Here is a 12,624-nt window from a genome sequence, read left to right on the forward strand (position 1 = left end):
CACCCGCAGTCGGCGTCAAAGCCAAGGCCCCGAGCCCGCAGGCGACCAACCCGGCCACACCGTCAACCACGGCCCTCGGCCCCCCGCCCGCGCCCTCCCCCTTGCTCCGCCATCAGCCGCGACCCCGTGAGCCGTTCGCCGAACACATCGTCCGGGTTGGACAGGACGCACGTGTCCAGGGAGAGGCAGCCGCAGCCGATGCAGTCGGTCAAGTGGTCGCGGAGGCGGTTGAGTTGCTTGATGCGCTCGTCCAGCTCCGAACGCCATGCCTCCGACAACCGTGCCCAGTCTTCGTGGGTGGGGGTGCGCTCCTCGGGAAGTTCGGCAAGGGCGTCGCGGATCGTCGCCAGGGGGATGCCCACGCGCTGGGCGGCCCGGACGAAAGCGACCCGGCGGAGGGTGTCACGGGTGTAGCGGCGCTGGTTGCCGGAGGTGCGGCGGCTGCTGATCAAGCCCTTGGACTCGTAGAAGTGCAGGGCGGAGACAGCGGCGCCGCTACGGGCGGAGAGCTGGCCGACCGTGAGCTCGTGGATCTTCTCGGGGATCTGGGGCACGCCCTCCAACCTACCTACCGCGTCACACTCACGGTCCATTGACAGAGGCTTCGCCCGCGACCATGCTAAGCAGTTGCTTAGACATGGTTATCTGGAACACGCGACGCGAGAGGCCTGGACATGGCAGAGCCGAGGATCTTCACCTCCGCCGACGACCTGAAGGCGGCGGTGGGCGAGCAGCTGGGGTACACGGACTGGCTGGAGGTCGACCAGAAGCGGATCGACCTGTTCGCTGAGGCCACCGGCGACCACCAGTGGATCCACGTGGACCCCGAGAAGGCCGCCGCGGGCCCCTTCGGGACCACCATCGCCCACGGGTATCTCACGCTGTCCCTGCTTCCGCTCTTCGGGCCTCAGCTCATCAAGGTCGAGAACGTGAAGATGGGCGTCAACTACGGGACGAACAAGGTGCGTTTCCCCGCCCCGGTACCGGTCGGCTCGCGCCTGCGCGCGACCGCCACCATCACCGGTGTCGAGGACGTGACGGGCGGCGTCCAGGTCGCCGTCGCGTTCACCGTGGAGCGCGAGGGCGGGGACAAGCCGGTGTGCGTCGCCGAGTCCGTCTCGCGCTACTACCTGTAGGCGGCCCCGCCACCCGGAGGGCCTACTTCGCCCCCACCATCCGCAGCACGAGGTCGGCGTACAGCGCGCCGACCTCGTCGGGCGTCCAGGGGCCGTCGACGTTGAACCAGCGGGCCACGTCGATGCACAGCGACAGGACGGCGAGGGTCGTGCCCTTCACGTCCAGCACGTCGAAGTCACCGGCCGCCACACCGTCCTCGATGATGCCGCGCACCTCGGCGTCGCACTGCCGACGCAGCGCGAGGATCTCGTCGCGGGCGTCCGGGCCGAGGGAGTCCAGTTCGTACTGCACGACCCGGGCGGTGGTACGTCCCCCGGCGTGCCAGCGGACGAAGGAGCTCACGGCGTCGGCGAGCCGCTCTGCGGGGGTGCCCGCACGCCGGGCCGCCGTCCGGAGGATCTCCAGCGCCTTCTCGTGGCCGATCCTGCTGATGCGGTGGAGCAGCTCTTCCTTGGTCTTGTAGTGGATGTAGAGCGCGGCCGGGCTCATGCCCGCGCGACCGGCGATGTCACGGGTCGTGGTGGCGTGGTAGCCACGCTCGGCGAAGGCCTCCACGGCGGCGACCAGCAACCGCCGGGCCGCGTCGGGTGTGACCTCACCCCACGCCGACGTCTCGTCGCCGGCCGTCTCCTCCGCCGCACTCATCGCTGACTCGCCCCTCTCGCTGACAGAACCCCCACCATACCGCCCACGCTGAGCGAGCGCTTAGCGTGGCCGTTCGGAGCTCTTCCTGAAGGGGTCGTGTTCCGCGAGGAGCTTGTCCAGCCGGGCCTGGTCCACGCGGTTCACGATCTGTCCGACCTCCTGGCGGTCACGGATCACCTTGGCGAGGGTGAACGCCGAGGTCACGAGATAGAGCACGGCGATCGCGAGGAAGGCGCGCACCCAGGCATCGGCCCGCAGGTGGTAGATGCCGAGGCCGGTGGCGGCCATGGCGACCCCGAAGGAGGCGACGGCCTGCCCGTAGAAGGCGGCCGTACTCTGCTGCTTGACCGGTGTGTCACTCATGGGGAACAGGGTCGGCACTCGCGGCGGCGGCCACATCCGCCGAAGTACTCAGCCGGGTACTCAGAAGGCGCCTGCTCAGAAGGCCGAAACCCCGGTCAGGGCCCGCCCGATGAGCAGTTTCTGGATCTGGCTCGTGCCCTCGTAGAGGGTCATCACGCGGGCGTCGCGCAGCAGCTTGCCCGCCGGGTACTCGTCGATGTAGCCGTAACCGCCGAAGACCTGGAGGGCGTTGTTGGCGGCGCGGACGGCGGCCTCCGAGGCGAACAGCTTGGCCTTGGAGGACTCGACGGCGAAGGGCAGCCCGCGGTCGATCAGGTCGGCGACCCGCCAGGTCAGCAGCCGGGCCGCGTCCACGTCGACGGCGATGTCGCTGATCAGTTCCTGGACCAGCTGGTGCCGGGCGATGGGCTTGCCGAACTGCTCGCGCTCACCGGCGTACCGGACGGCCGCGTCCAGGGCGGCCTGGGCTATGCCCACGCACCCCGCGGCGACCGACATCCGGCCCTTGGCCAGGGCCGACATCGCGACCGAGAAGCCCTTGCCCTCCTCCCCCAGCATGGCCGTGGCGGGCACCCGTACATCCTCGAGCACCAGCTCCGCGGTGGCCTGGCCGCGCAGGCCGAGCTTGCCGTGGATGGTGCGGCGGGTCAGGCCGGGGGTGTCGGTGGGCACCAGGAAGGCGGAGACGCCCTTGTGGCCCGGCGCGTCGGTGGAGCGGGCGAAGAGCAGGACGACATCGGCCCAAGTGCCGTTCGTGATGAACATCTTGGTGCCGTTGACGACGTAGTCGTCGCCGTCGCGCACCGCCCGGGTGGTGAGGTTGCCCGCGTCGGAGCCGGTGCCCGGCTCGGTGAGGCCGAAGCAGCCGACCAGCTCGCCCGCGGTGAGGCCGGGGAGCCAGCGGCGCTTGTGCTCCTCGCTCCCCCAGGCCGCGACGGTCTTGGCGACCAGGCCGAGGGAGACCGACACTATTCCGCGCACGGACGAGTCCCCGCGCCCCAGTTCCTCCGTGACCAGGCAGTACGCGAGGTGGTCACCGCCCGAGCCGCCGTACTCCTCGTTGATCGTCAGGCCCAGGAAGCCGACCTCGCCGAGCTTCTTGACGATCGAGCGGTCCACTTCCTCGGCACGGTCCCACTCGACCACGTGCGGGGCGATCTCGCGGTCCACGAAGTCCCTGGCGAGCCGCCGGACAGCGGTCTGCTCCTCGCTGAGCTCCAGATTCATGCCGAGACACCCCACAGACTTGAAAGCAGTACATTTAAATTAGCACTGCTAGTTTCCTTTGGGCAGCCCTACTATGTGCGCCATGGCCCGACCGCGCAAGCCCCTCCTCAGCTACGACCGGATCGTCGAGACGGCGCGTGAACTCGTGGACGCGGAGGGCCTCGCGGCCGTCTCCACGCGTCGGCTCGCCGCCGAACTGGGCGTGAGCGGACCGTCCCTCTACAACCACTTCCGCACGAAGGACGAGATCCTGGAGGCGGTGGCCGACTCGGTCAGCGCACAGGTCGACCTGTCGATGTTCGAGGACGGGCGGGACTGGCGGACCGCGCTGCACGACTGGGCCGTCTCCTACCGGGCCGCCCTGCGCGACCACCCGAACATCGTCCCGGTGCTGGCCCGCGGACCCGGCCGCCGTCCGGCCGGCCTGCGGCTCGCCGACGCCGTCTACGGCGCGATGGTCGCGGCGGGCTGGCCGCCGGCGCAGGCCACCTCCATCGGCGCGCTGATGCGGTACTTCGTCATGGGCTCGGCGCTCGGCTCGTTCGCCGGGGGCTTCGTGGACGACGCGAGCGCTTACGACCCCGCCGACTACCCGCACCTCGGGCAGGCCCACCTCCTCGCCGACCAGCAGGAGAAGATCGACGAGCGGGCCTTCGAGACGGGGCTCGCCGCGCTGCTGGACGGGTTGGCGCGGCAGTACGAGCAGGTCGGGCGCACCCCCTAGGCCCCGCCCCGGCCCAGCACGGACACTTCGGCGCGCACCGAAGTGTCCGTGCCCCATCCTGGACCACATGGCCGGAAAAGACCCCCAGGCACCGCACCTCGCCCGTCTCGCCGCACTCATCGCCGACGAGACCCGGGCGGCCTGTCTGCTGGCGCTGCTCGACGGACGGGCCTGGACCGCCGGTGAGCTCGCCCGGCACGCCGGGGTCGCCGCGTCCACACTGAGCGAGCATCTGGGCAAGCTCGTCGCGGGCGGGCTCCTCACCGAGGAGCGGCAGGGGCGGCACCGGTACGTCCGGCTGGCCGACGCGCGGGTGGCGCAGCTCCTGGAGGACCTGGCCGCGCAGGTTGCCCCGCAGGCGGCCCGACGGCCCCGGAATCTACGGGAGTCCAGTGCCGGGTCCGCCATGGCACGCGGGCGCACCTGCTACGACCATCTGGCCGGGCGGCTCGGCATCGCGGTCACCGACGCGTTGACCGCGCGGGGGCTGTTGCGCCAGGACACGGGGTTCGCGCTGACGGATGCGGGGCTCGGCTGGTTCGACAGCGCCGGGATCCGTCTCGACCGCACCGGCCGTCGCCCGCTGGCCCGGGCCTGCCTCGACTGGACCGAACGACGGCCTCATCTCGCGGGGGTGTCCGGTGCGGCGCTGTGCCGGCATGCGCTGGAGGTGGGGTGGTGTGTGCGGATCGGGTCCGAGCGGGCCGTGAAGGTGACGGCGGCGGGTGAGCGGGCGCTGGACGAGCTTTTGGGCATCGAGGCAGCGACGTTGCGCTGAGCGCCCCCCAGGGGCGTGGGGCCGTATCGATATGCGGCTCCGCCGCGCGGGCGCGACCAGCCATGACGCACCCGCAGACACGGACCGAAACGGTAGCCCCCCGTCCGAAATCCGCAAGCCTTCCGATCCACTGCCCTCCTAGCCTCTGGAGCATGATGAACCTCTCCCCCACCCGCCGTACGGAGCTGCTCGCCGCCACAGCCGCCACCGTCACCGTCGTCCTCTGGGCCTCCGCCTTCGTGTCGATCCGCAGTGCGGGCTCCGAGTACTCGTCGGGCGCGCTCGCGTTGGGGCGGCTGCTCGTCGGGGCCCTGGTGCTGGGGGCGGTCTGCCTCGTCCGGCGGGAGGGGCTGCCGCCGCGGGCGGCCTGGCCCGGGATCGCGATATCGGGGCTGCTGTGGTTCGGCTTCTACAGCGTCGTGCTGAACTGGGGCGAGCAGCAGGTGGACGCCGGTACGGCGGCTCTCGTGGTGAACATCGGACCCATCCTGATGGCACTGCTGGCCGCCCGGGTGCTCGGCGATCCGATGCCGCCGCGGCTGCTGGCCGGGATGGCGGTGTCGTTCGCCGGCGCGGTGACCGTGGGGCTGTCGATGTCGGGCGGGGGCGGGTCCTCGCTGCTCGGGGTGGTGCTGTGCCTGCTCGCCGCGATCGGGTACGCGGGCGGCGCCGTGGCGCAGAAGCCCGCGCTCGGCCATGCGAGCGCGCTCCAGGTGACGACGTACGGGTGTCTCGTCGGCGCGGTCCTGTGTCTGCCCTTCACCGGGCAGCTGATCGGCGACATGGCCGACGCCTCGCTGTCCGCGACGCTCAACATGGTCTACCTGGGCGTCTTCTCGCTGGCGCTCGCCTTCACCACGTGGGCGTACGCCCTCGCCCGTACGACCGCCGGCCGGATGGGCGCGACCACGTACGCGGTGCCCGCGCTGGTCGTGCTGATGTCCTGGCTGGCGCTGGGCGAGGTGCCGGGGCCGCTCACGCTGGCGGGCGGGGCGCTGTGTCTGGCGGGGGTCGCCGTGTCGCGGTCCCGGACGCGGTCCGCTCGGGTCGTGGCGGCCGCGCCGCAACCCGAGCAGACCCGCGAACCCACGTGAACCGGCGTGAACGGAATCAGCGGGAACGCGCCCTGTCCGCCAGGACCTTGATGGACAGCAGGGCGATCACCGAGAGGCCGATGATGTAGCCGGAGACCGCCATCGAGGTGCCCGTGGCCTCCAGCAGCAGCACCATGACGAACGGGGCGAGACCGCCGCCGAACACGGCCGCGATCTGGTAGCCGAGGGAGGCGCCCGTGTAGCGCATCTCGGGCGTGAACAACTCGGCGAACAGGGCCGCCTGGGGGCCGTACATGATGCTGAGGAAACAGCTGGCGACGAACGTGCCGACCGCCAGCCACAGCAGCGAGCCGGTGTCGATCAGCAGGAACAGCGGTACGGCCCACAGGCCGATGCCGGCCGCGCCGAGGGCGTAGATGCGGATGCGGCCGATCTTGTCCGAGAGCGCGGCGGAGGCCGGGATCAGCACCAGCTGGGTGAGGCTGATGCAGAGCGAGACGGTCAGGACGGCGCTCTTCTTCATGCCGAGTTCGCGGGTCGTGTAGTCGAGCACGCCGGTGATGATGATGTAGAAGGTCGCGGTGTTCACGGCGAAGGAGCCGCCGGCGAGGAGCACCGTGCCGAGGTGGCCGCGCAGGATCGTGCGCAGCGGGGAGGACTGCTCCGACTTCTCCTTCTCGGCCAGCTTCTTCTCCGCCTCCCGGAATTCGGGGGTCTCCTCGACACGCGTGTGGATGTACCAGGCGAGCACGAGGACGAACAGGCCGACGAGGAACGGCACGCGCCAGGCCCAGGCCGCGAACTCCGCGTCGGTCGTGAGCGCTCCGGCCAGCAGGAACACCGTGTTGGCGGTGACCACGCCGATGGGGACGCCGAGTTGCACGAAGCTGCCGTAGATACCGCGCTTGCCCTCGGGGGCGTACTCGGTGGCCATCAGCATCGCGCCGCCCCACTGGGCACCGACCGCGATGCCCTGGAGCACGCGGAAGAGGACCAGCAGGATCGGCGCGGCGACACCGATCGTGTCGTACGTCGGGAGCAGGCCGATGCCGGTGGTGGCGAGCCCCATCAGGGTGAGCGCGAGGACCAGCATCGGCTTGCGGCCGCGCTTGTCGCCGAGCTGGCCCGCGACGATGCCCCCGAGGGGCCGGGCCAGGAAGCCGACGGCGAAGGTGGCGAAGGAGGCGAGCACGCCGGCGGTCGAGCTGCCGGCCGGGAAGTACAGATCGCCGAGGACGAGAGCGGCGGCGATGCCGAAGACGAAGTAGTCGTACCACTCGACGGCCGAGGCGAGCGCTGCGGCGGTGGCCACGCGGCGGCGGTTGCCGACGGCGGGAGCGGTAGGGGTGACCGGCTGAGCGGAAGGTGCCGTGTCCATGCGTGCACACTCCGGTGGGTGCGGGGACGGGACGGAGCGGGGGGTGGTTCAGGTTCCGGGGAACGTACTGACCGGACGGTATGTACGTCAACGGGTCGCACAGCAGGAGTTTTGCCTGTACATGGCACGGACAGCGGGATCCGGGTACGCCTGAGGCCCCGGCCTCACAGGGAGGCCGGGGCGTGGTCGGCGGCCCCTAGAAGACCACCAGCGCCCGGCCTCCCTTGCCCGCCAGCATGTTCTCGAAGGCCGCGGGGATGCCCTCCAGGGCGATCCGTTCCGTCACCAGCGCGCCCAGGTCCAGGCGGCCCGCGCGGACGTGCTCGGCCAGGACCGGCAGGTCGCGGGCCGGGTCGGAGTCGCCGTAGACGCAGCCGGAGAGGGTGCGGCCCCAGTGGAAGATCTCCAGGGCGTTGAAGGTGACCTGCTGGTCCTTGCCGCCGATACCGACGACCGTGGTGCGGCCGCCGCGGCGGGTGGAGTCCCAGGCCGTGCGGATCGTGGTGGCACGGCCCACGCACTCGACGGCCACGTCCACGCCCTGCTTGCCGGTGAGGCCGCGGATCTCGCGGGCCGTGTTCTCGGAGGCGATCACGTAGTCGGTGGCGCCTGCCGCGCGGGCCAGCTCCTCCTTCTCCGGGGAGACGTCGACCGCGACGATCTTCGCCGCGCCCGCGATCCGGGCCGACTGGAGCGCGGCCAGACCCACACCGCCGACGCCGAACACCGCGACCGTCTCCCCCGCCCGGACCCGCGCCGAGTGGTGCACGGCGCCGTAGCCGGTGAGTACGGCGCAGCCCAGCAGGGCGGCGTCGGTGAGCGGGATGCCGTCCGGGAGCGGCAGGAGGCAGCCGGCCGGCACGACCGTCTCCTCGGCGAACGCGGCGACGTTCAGGCCGGGGTGGAGGTCGGTTCCCTCCGCGGTGCGGGCGTAGACGTCGGCGGCGCCGTTCAGCGCGTTGGCGCACAGCCAGACCTCGCCGAGCCCACAGGCGTGGCAACTGCCGCAGGACGGAGCCCAGTTGAGGACGACTCCGGCGCCGGGGGCCATGTGCGTGACGCCCTCCCCCACGGCTACGACCGTGCCGGCGCCCTCGTGGCCCAGGACCGCGGGGACGGGGACGCGCATGGTGCCGTTCGCCAGGGAGAGGTCGGAGTGGCAGACACCGGCTGCGGCGAGGCGGACGCGGACCCGGCCGGGTCCGGGGTCGGGCAGGTCGATCTCGGTGACCTCCAGCGGGGCACCGACGGCGGGCAGGACTGCGGCACGGACGGCCATGGGGGAAGCTCCCTTGAACGGGCTCAGAACTGGAGGGACTTGGTCTGGAGGTACTCGGCCAGGCCGTGCGCCCCGAGTTCGCGGCCCACTCCCGACTGCTTGTAGCCACCGAAGGGGGCGAGGGGGTTGAAGCGGCCTCCGTTGATGTCGACCTGCCCGGTGTCCATCCGGCGCGCGAAGGCCACCGCCTCCGCCTCCTCGCCCGCCCAGACGGCGCCCGCGAGGCCGTAGACCGTGCCGTTGGCGATCCGCAGGGCGTCCTCCTCGTCGTCGTAGCGCAGGATCGACAGGACGGGGCCGAAGATCTCCTCCTGGGCGACCGTCATGTCGGGTGTCACATCGGCGAGGACGGTCGGGCTGACGTAGTACCCCAGCTCGCGCGGCGCCTCGGGGCCGCCCGCGGCCACGCGCGCCCCTTCGACCACGCCCTTCTCGATATAGCCGAGCACCCGCTCCTGCTGCGTGGCGTTGACGACCGGGCCGATTCGCTCGCCGTACTTCGCGGCGGCGGCCGTGGCCAGCGCCACGGCCTCGTCGTACTGGTCGCGGTGCACCAGCATCCGCGTCCAGGCGCTGCACGTCTGCCCGGAGTTGGACATGACGTTGGCGACGCCGACGTTGACCGCCTTGGCCAGGTCGGCGCTCGGCAGGATGACGTTGGCGGACTTGCCGCCCAGCTCCAGGGCGACCTTCTTGATCGCCGCTCCGGCCACCGCGCCGATCCGCCGGCCGACGGCCGTGGAACCGGTGAAGGAGACCAGGTCCACGCCCGGATGCTCGGCGAGTGCCTGGCCGGCGACCGGGCCACGGCCGGTGACCAGGTTGAAGACGCCCGCGGGGAGGCCGGTCTCGTGCACCGCCTCGGCGAAGAGCTGGGCGACCAGCGGGGTGTCCTCGGCGGGCTTCACCACCACCGTGCAGCCTGCCGCCAGCGCCGGGGCGACCTTGGCGACGATCTGGTGGAGCGGGTAGTTCCAGGGCGTGATGGCGCCGACCACGCCGATGGGCTCGTGGTAGACGGTCGAGTTGCCGACCTTCTCCTCGAAGGTGTACGTCGCCGCCAGCTCGGCGTACGAGCCCGCGACCGCGATCGGGACGGCCGCGTGGACCGCCTGGGAGAACTTCAGGGGCGAGCCGAGCTCGGCGGTGACCGTCTCGGCGATCTCGTCCTTGCGGGCGTCGAGGACGTCGCGCAGGGCGGTGAGCCGCGCGGCGCGCTCGGCGGGCGGGGTGGCGGCCCAGCCCGGGAGGGCGGCGCGGGCGGCCCGTACGGCGGCGTCGACGTCGGCCGCGGTACCGGCCGGGACCCGGCCGACGACCTGCTCGTCGGCCGGATTCACCACCTCGATCACATCCCGGCCCGCGGCGGGGCGCCAGGCGCCGTCGATGTACATGCCGTCGTGTGCCTTCATCGCGTTTCCTCCCGGGCGGGCCCTCTTTGCGTCCAGCACATAAACTAGCGGCGATAGTTTTTGGGCGCCAGACGTATCGGCCTGCGGCTCCGCCGCGCGCCTATGACATCAGAAGTCGACGCGCGCCTCGTCGTCCACCCTCCCCACCGCCTCCTGACCGAAGGCCTTCTCGTAGGCCCGCCGGATCTCCTCGATCCTGCGGTCGCTGCTCTGCGCCTCCGCCCGCGGGTAGAGCAGGATCAGCTCGTACGACCGCTCCTTCTCGATCGCCCCGCTCGCGTCCCGCCACTGTCCGCGCCCGGACTGGATCGTGAGCCCGTCCGGGAAGGCCGGCGTGACCTCCTTGTCGACGAACGCCATGAACTGGCGGTCGGTGACGGCGGGGCCGCCGTCGGGGCGTGCGGTGCCGAAGAAGAGCTGGGTCTCGACGTAGGGGTCTGCGCGCCGCGGCTCAGCGGCAGTGGGAGTGGGTGCGTCCGCGCCGTCCAGCGTGGCGTACGCGGTCGGCGCGCCGACGGCGAGCAGGAGGCCAACGGTGGCGAGGACGGCCCGAGTTCGGGTGAAGTGCACGTTCATGGCCCATAACTAGCCATACCTCCCGTACTTCACTCCTCCAGATCGGGCAGCCGCGCCGGGTCCGGGCAGATCCGTTCACCGTGGTGGTCGAAGACGAACAGGTGGGCGATGTCGACGAGGAGGGGGACCTGCATGCCGTGCCGGAGGTCGAGGTCGGGGGTGGTGCGGACGATGAGGTCGCCGGGGAGGCGACCCTCGGGCGGCGCCGGGTCGGGGGCGGCGTCGGCCGGGTGCTCCAGCGTCACCACGGGCCCGGCGCGCAGGGCACCCGCCCGGCCGCGGAGCCGGTCCAGCACGGTGCCGGCGTCCCGGCGGCGGCGCCGGACCGGGGGGACGGGGCGCGGCGCCTCCAGGTCGGGTACGACCGCGGGGCGCGAACCGGTGTTGAAGTGCACGAGGATCTCGTGGCCCTGGAACTCCACATGCTCGACCAGGCCGGTGATGTGCACTTCGCCCGGGCGGGCCGCGGCGGGCTCGGCGATCCGGACCGCCTCCGAGCGCAGGCCGACGATGACCTCGCGGCCCTGCTGGACGCGGAGCAACTGGTGGTCCAGGGTCAGGGGCTCGGGCAGGCGGAGGTACTGCTTGCCGAGGCTGATGGTCATCGCCCCGTCCAGCGGGGCGCGCACCACGCCGCGCAGGAGGTTGATGCGCGGGGTGCCGATGAAGGCGGCGACGAAGATGTTGCGGGGCACCGCGTACACCGAGCGTGGGGTGCCCACCTGCTGCAGGACGCCGCCGCGCAGGACGGCCACCCGGTCGCCGAGTGACATCGCCTCGGCCTGGTCGTGGGTGACGTACACCGTGGTGACGCCCAACGTGCGGGTGAGGGCGGAGATTTCGGCGCGCAGGTGGCCCCGGAGCTTGGCGTCGAGGTTGGACAGCGGCTCGTCCATCAGGAACGCGGTGGGGTGGCGGGCGATGGCCCGGCCCATGGCGACGCGCTGGCGTTCGCCGCCGGAGAGCTGGGCGGGGAAGCGGTCGAGGAGGTCCTCGATACCCAGCATGCGGGCGGTGGTGTCCACGCGCGGGCGCGGATCCGCGCCGGGTGCCTCGATGCGCAGGGGGAAGCCGATGTTGTCGCGGGTGGTCATGTTCGGGTAGAGGGCGAAGTTCTGGAAGACCATCGCCATCTGCCGCGCGGCGGGCAGCAGGTCGTTGGCGTACTCGCCGTCGAGCAGCAGCTCGCCCTCGTCGATCTCCTCCAGACCGGCGATCATTCTGAGCACGGTGGACTTGCCGCAGCCGGACGGCCCGAGGAGGACCAGGAACTCGCCGGGTTCGACGTCCAGCGAGAAACGGTCCACGACGCGGACGCCTCGCGTGTATGCCTTGCTCACGTCGTGCAGAGATATGGCGCGTGTCATGACGGCTGCCCCCGAGGGCTCATCGGCTCCGCGGTCGAACGCCTCGTGCGGGTCGTACGGGGCGTGTGAGTCACGGAAGTTAACGGAATGTGTGCGGGCGGGGGAAGGGAATGGGCGGGATCGGGCATGGCGGTCCAGCAAATGAGAAAACGGACGACGGGATTCAGCGCTTGCCGGCCGCGGGCGGCTCGCGGGTCGCGGTGAGATGGGCGAAGACGACGACGTTGCCGGAGTAGCCGGTCCTGCGGTCGTAGCTGCCGCCGCAGGTGATCAGGCGGAGCTCCGGGCGCTTCCGGGCGCCGTACACCTCGCGGTTGGGGAACTTGTCCTTCTCGTACGACTTGATGGCGTCGACGGAGTAGACGGCGGTCCGTCCGTCGGCGCGCCGGATTTCGATGCGTTTGCCGCGCTTCAGTTCGCCGAGACCGCCGAAGACTGCGGGGCCGGTGTTGGTGTCGAGGTGGCCCACGGCGACGGCGGTGCCCTGCTCGCCGGGTGACGGCCCGTCCGCGTACCAGCCGGCGATGTCGGGCTCGTCCTCCGGGGGCGCGGGTAGCCGCCGCTCGCTGTCGAGGCGGAGGTCGACGAGCGGGGCGTCGACGCCGACGTAGGGGATGACCAGGCGGGTCGCACGGGAGCGGGGCAGGGGGCGGGGCGCGGCGGCGCGCTTGGCGGCCTTTTCC

At 71.7% G+C, this 12,624-nt stretch carries 14 protein-coding genes; 4 read left to right on the plus strand and 10 right to left on the minus strand.

The features are described 5' to 3' along the window. Positions 1-62 precede the first annotated feature (62 nt). On the minus strand, positions 63-554 hold the full coding sequence (gene soxR / locus ADK36_RS09360) for a redox-sensitive transcriptional activator SoxR (RefSeq protein ID WP_048586075.1): 492 nt from the start codon (positions 552-554) through the stop codon (positions 63-65). Between the two features lie 120 nt (positions 555-674). Between soxR and ADK36_RS09365 the strand changes: the two genes are divergently transcribed. Then, the gene (locus tag ADK36_RS09365; protein ID WP_048586061.1) at positions 675-1,136 is read left to right on the plus strand and encodes a MaoC family dehydratase; all 462 of its coding nucleotides are present in this window, start codon (positions 675-677) and stop codon (positions 1,134-1,136) included. A 22-nt stretch (positions 1,137-1,158) separates the two neighbouring features. Here the strand turns inward: ADK36_RS09365 and ADK36_RS09370 are convergent, their stop codons facing one another. From ADK36_RS09370 to ADK36_RS09380, 3 genes are all read right to left on the minus strand, one after another. After that, complete coding sequence (locus ADK36_RS09370) at positions 1,159-1,782, minus strand: TetR/AcrR family transcriptional regulator (protein WP_048586062.1); 624 nt, start codon at positions 1,780-1,782, stop codon at positions 1,159-1,161. Positions 1,783-1,842: 60 nt separating this feature from the next. Further along, positions 1,843-2,145, minus strand: coding sequence for a YiaA/YiaB family inner membrane protein (locus tag ADK36_RS09375; protein ID WP_048586076.1), 303 nt, complete (start codon positions 2,143-2,145; stop codon positions 1,843-1,845). A gap of 75 nt (positions 2,146-2,220) precedes the next feature. Beyond that, positions 2,221-3,372, minus strand: a complete 1,152-nt coding sequence (locus ADK36_RS09380) for an acyl-CoA dehydrogenase family protein (RefSeq protein WP_048586063.1) — start codon at positions 3,370-3,372, stop codon at positions 2,221-2,223. A gap of 82 nt (positions 3,373-3,454) precedes the next feature. On the opposite strand from ADK36_RS09380, the gene ADK36_RS09385 reads away from it, so the two are divergent. From ADK36_RS09385 to ADK36_RS09395, 3 genes are all read left to right on the plus strand, one after another. Next, positions 3,455-4,096: a TetR/AcrR family transcriptional regulator gene (locus tag ADK36_RS09385; RefSeq protein WP_048586064.1), complete on the plus strand. Its 642-nt coding sequence runs from the start codon at positions 3,455-3,457 to the stop codon at positions 4,094-4,096. Positions 4,097-4,163: 67 nt separating this feature from the next. Then, positions 4,164-4,874 carry an ArsR/SmtB family transcription factor gene (locus ADK36_RS09390; protein ID WP_048586065.1) on the plus strand — a complete coding sequence of 237 codons (711 nt, stop codon included), beginning with the start codon at positions 4,164-4,166 and terminating at the stop codon, positions 4,872-4,874. Positions 4,875-5,026: 152 nt separating this feature from the next. Further along, a complete protein-coding gene (locus tag ADK36_RS09395) occupies positions 5,027-5,968 on the plus strand; it encodes a DMT family transporter (RefSeq protein WP_053196960.1) in 942 nt (313 codons plus the stop codon). A 16-nt stretch (positions 5,969-5,984) separates the two neighbouring features. Here the strand turns inward: ADK36_RS09395 and ADK36_RS09400 are convergent, their stop codons facing one another. From ADK36_RS09400 to ADK36_RS09425, 6 genes are all read right to left on the minus strand, one after another. Beyond that, positions 5,985-7,307, minus strand: a complete 1,323-nt coding sequence (locus ADK36_RS09400; RefSeq protein ID WP_048586067.1) for an MFS transporter — start codon at positions 7,305-7,307, stop codon at positions 5,985-5,987. A gap of 196 nt (positions 7,308-7,503) precedes the next feature. Further along, positions 7,504-8,586: a Zn-dependent alcohol dehydrogenase gene (locus tag ADK36_RS09405; RefSeq protein WP_053196962.1), complete on the minus strand. Its 1,083-nt coding sequence runs from the start codon at positions 8,584-8,586 to the stop codon at positions 7,504-7,506. Between the two features lie 23 nt (positions 8,587-8,609). Further along, on the minus strand, positions 8,610-9,998 hold the full coding sequence (locus tag ADK36_RS09410) for an aldehyde dehydrogenase family protein (RefSeq protein ID WP_048586069.1): 1,389 nt from the start codon (positions 9,996-9,998) through the stop codon (positions 8,610-8,612). Between the two features lie 108 nt (positions 9,999-10,106). Continuing rightward, the gene (locus tag ADK36_RS09415; protein WP_048586070.1) at positions 10,107-10,574 is read right to left on the minus strand and encodes a DUF3574 domain-containing protein; all 468 of its coding nucleotides are present in this window, start codon (positions 10,572-10,574) and stop codon (positions 10,107-10,109) included. 29 nt (positions 10,575-10,603) lie between these two features. Continuing rightward, positions 10,604-11,941 (minus strand): ABC transporter ATP-binding protein, encoded by a 1,338-nt coding sequence (locus ADK36_RS09420; RefSeq protein WP_048586071.1) that lies wholly within the window; start codon positions 11,939-11,941, stop codon positions 10,604-10,606. A gap of 163 nt (positions 11,942-12,104) precedes the next feature. After that, positions 12,105-12,624: class F sortase (locus tag ADK36_RS09425; protein ID WP_048586072.1), on the minus strand; the 520-nt coding region annotated here is incomplete at its 5' end.

This window comes from Streptomyces viridochromogenes (assembly GCF_001270495.1).
Lineage (GTDB): Bacteria > Actinomycetota > Actinomycetes > Streptomycetales > Streptomycetaceae > Streptomyces > Streptomyces viridochromogenes_A.

What these genes read in the sequence shown, in the direction of transcription:
- ADK36_RS09400 (WP_048586067.1), bottom strand. Translation starts at nt 7,307, where the DNA reads ATGGACACGGCACCTTCCGCTCAGCCGGTCACCCCTACCGCTCCCGCC.
- ADK36_RS09380 (WP_048586063.1), bottom strand. Translation starts at nt 3,372, where the DNA reads ATGAATCTGGAGCTCAGCGAGGAGCAGACCGCTGTCCGGCGGCTCGCC.
- ADK36_RS09420 (WP_048586071.1), bottom strand. Translation starts at nt 11,941, where the DNA reads ATGACACGCGCCATATCTCTGCACGACGTGAGCAAGGCATACACGCGA.
- ADK36_RS09410 (WP_048586069.1), bottom strand. Translation starts at nt 9,998, where the DNA reads ATGAAGGCACACGACGGCATGTACATCGACGGCGCCTGGCGCCCCGCC.
- ADK36_RS09365 (WP_048586061.1), top strand. Translation starts at nt 675, where the DNA reads ATGGCAGAGCCGAGGATCTTCACCTCCGCCGACGACCTGAAGGCGGCG.
- ADK36_RS09405 (WP_053196962.1), bottom strand. Translation starts at nt 8,586, where the DNA reads ATGGCCGTCCGTGCCGCAGTCCTGCCCGCCGTCGGTGCCCCGCTGGAG.
- ADK36_RS09415 (WP_048586070.1), bottom strand. Translation starts at nt 10,574, where the DNA reads ATGAACGTGCACTTCACCCGAACTCGGGCCGTCCTCGCCACCGTTGGC.
- ADK36_RS09370 (WP_048586062.1), bottom strand. Translation starts at nt 1,782, where the DNA reads ATGAGTGCGGCGGAGGAGACGGCCGGCGACGAGACGTCGGCGTGGGGT.
- ADK36_RS09375 (WP_048586076.1), bottom strand. Translation starts at nt 2,145, where the DNA reads ATGAGTGACACACCGGTCAAGCAGCAGAGTACGGCCGCCTTCTACGGG.
- ADK36_RS09390 (WP_048586065.1), top strand. Translation starts at nt 4,164, where the DNA reads ATGGCCGGAAAAGACCCCCAGGCACCGCACCTCGCCCGTCTCGCCGCA.
- ADK36_RS09385 (WP_048586064.1), top strand. Translation starts at nt 3,455, where the DNA reads ATGGCCCGACCGCGCAAGCCCCTCCTCAGCTACGACCGGATCGTCGAG.
- ADK36_RS09395 (WP_053196960.1), top strand. Translation starts at nt 5,027, where the DNA reads ATGATGAACCTCTCCCCCACCCGCCGTACGGAGCTGCTCGCCGCCACA.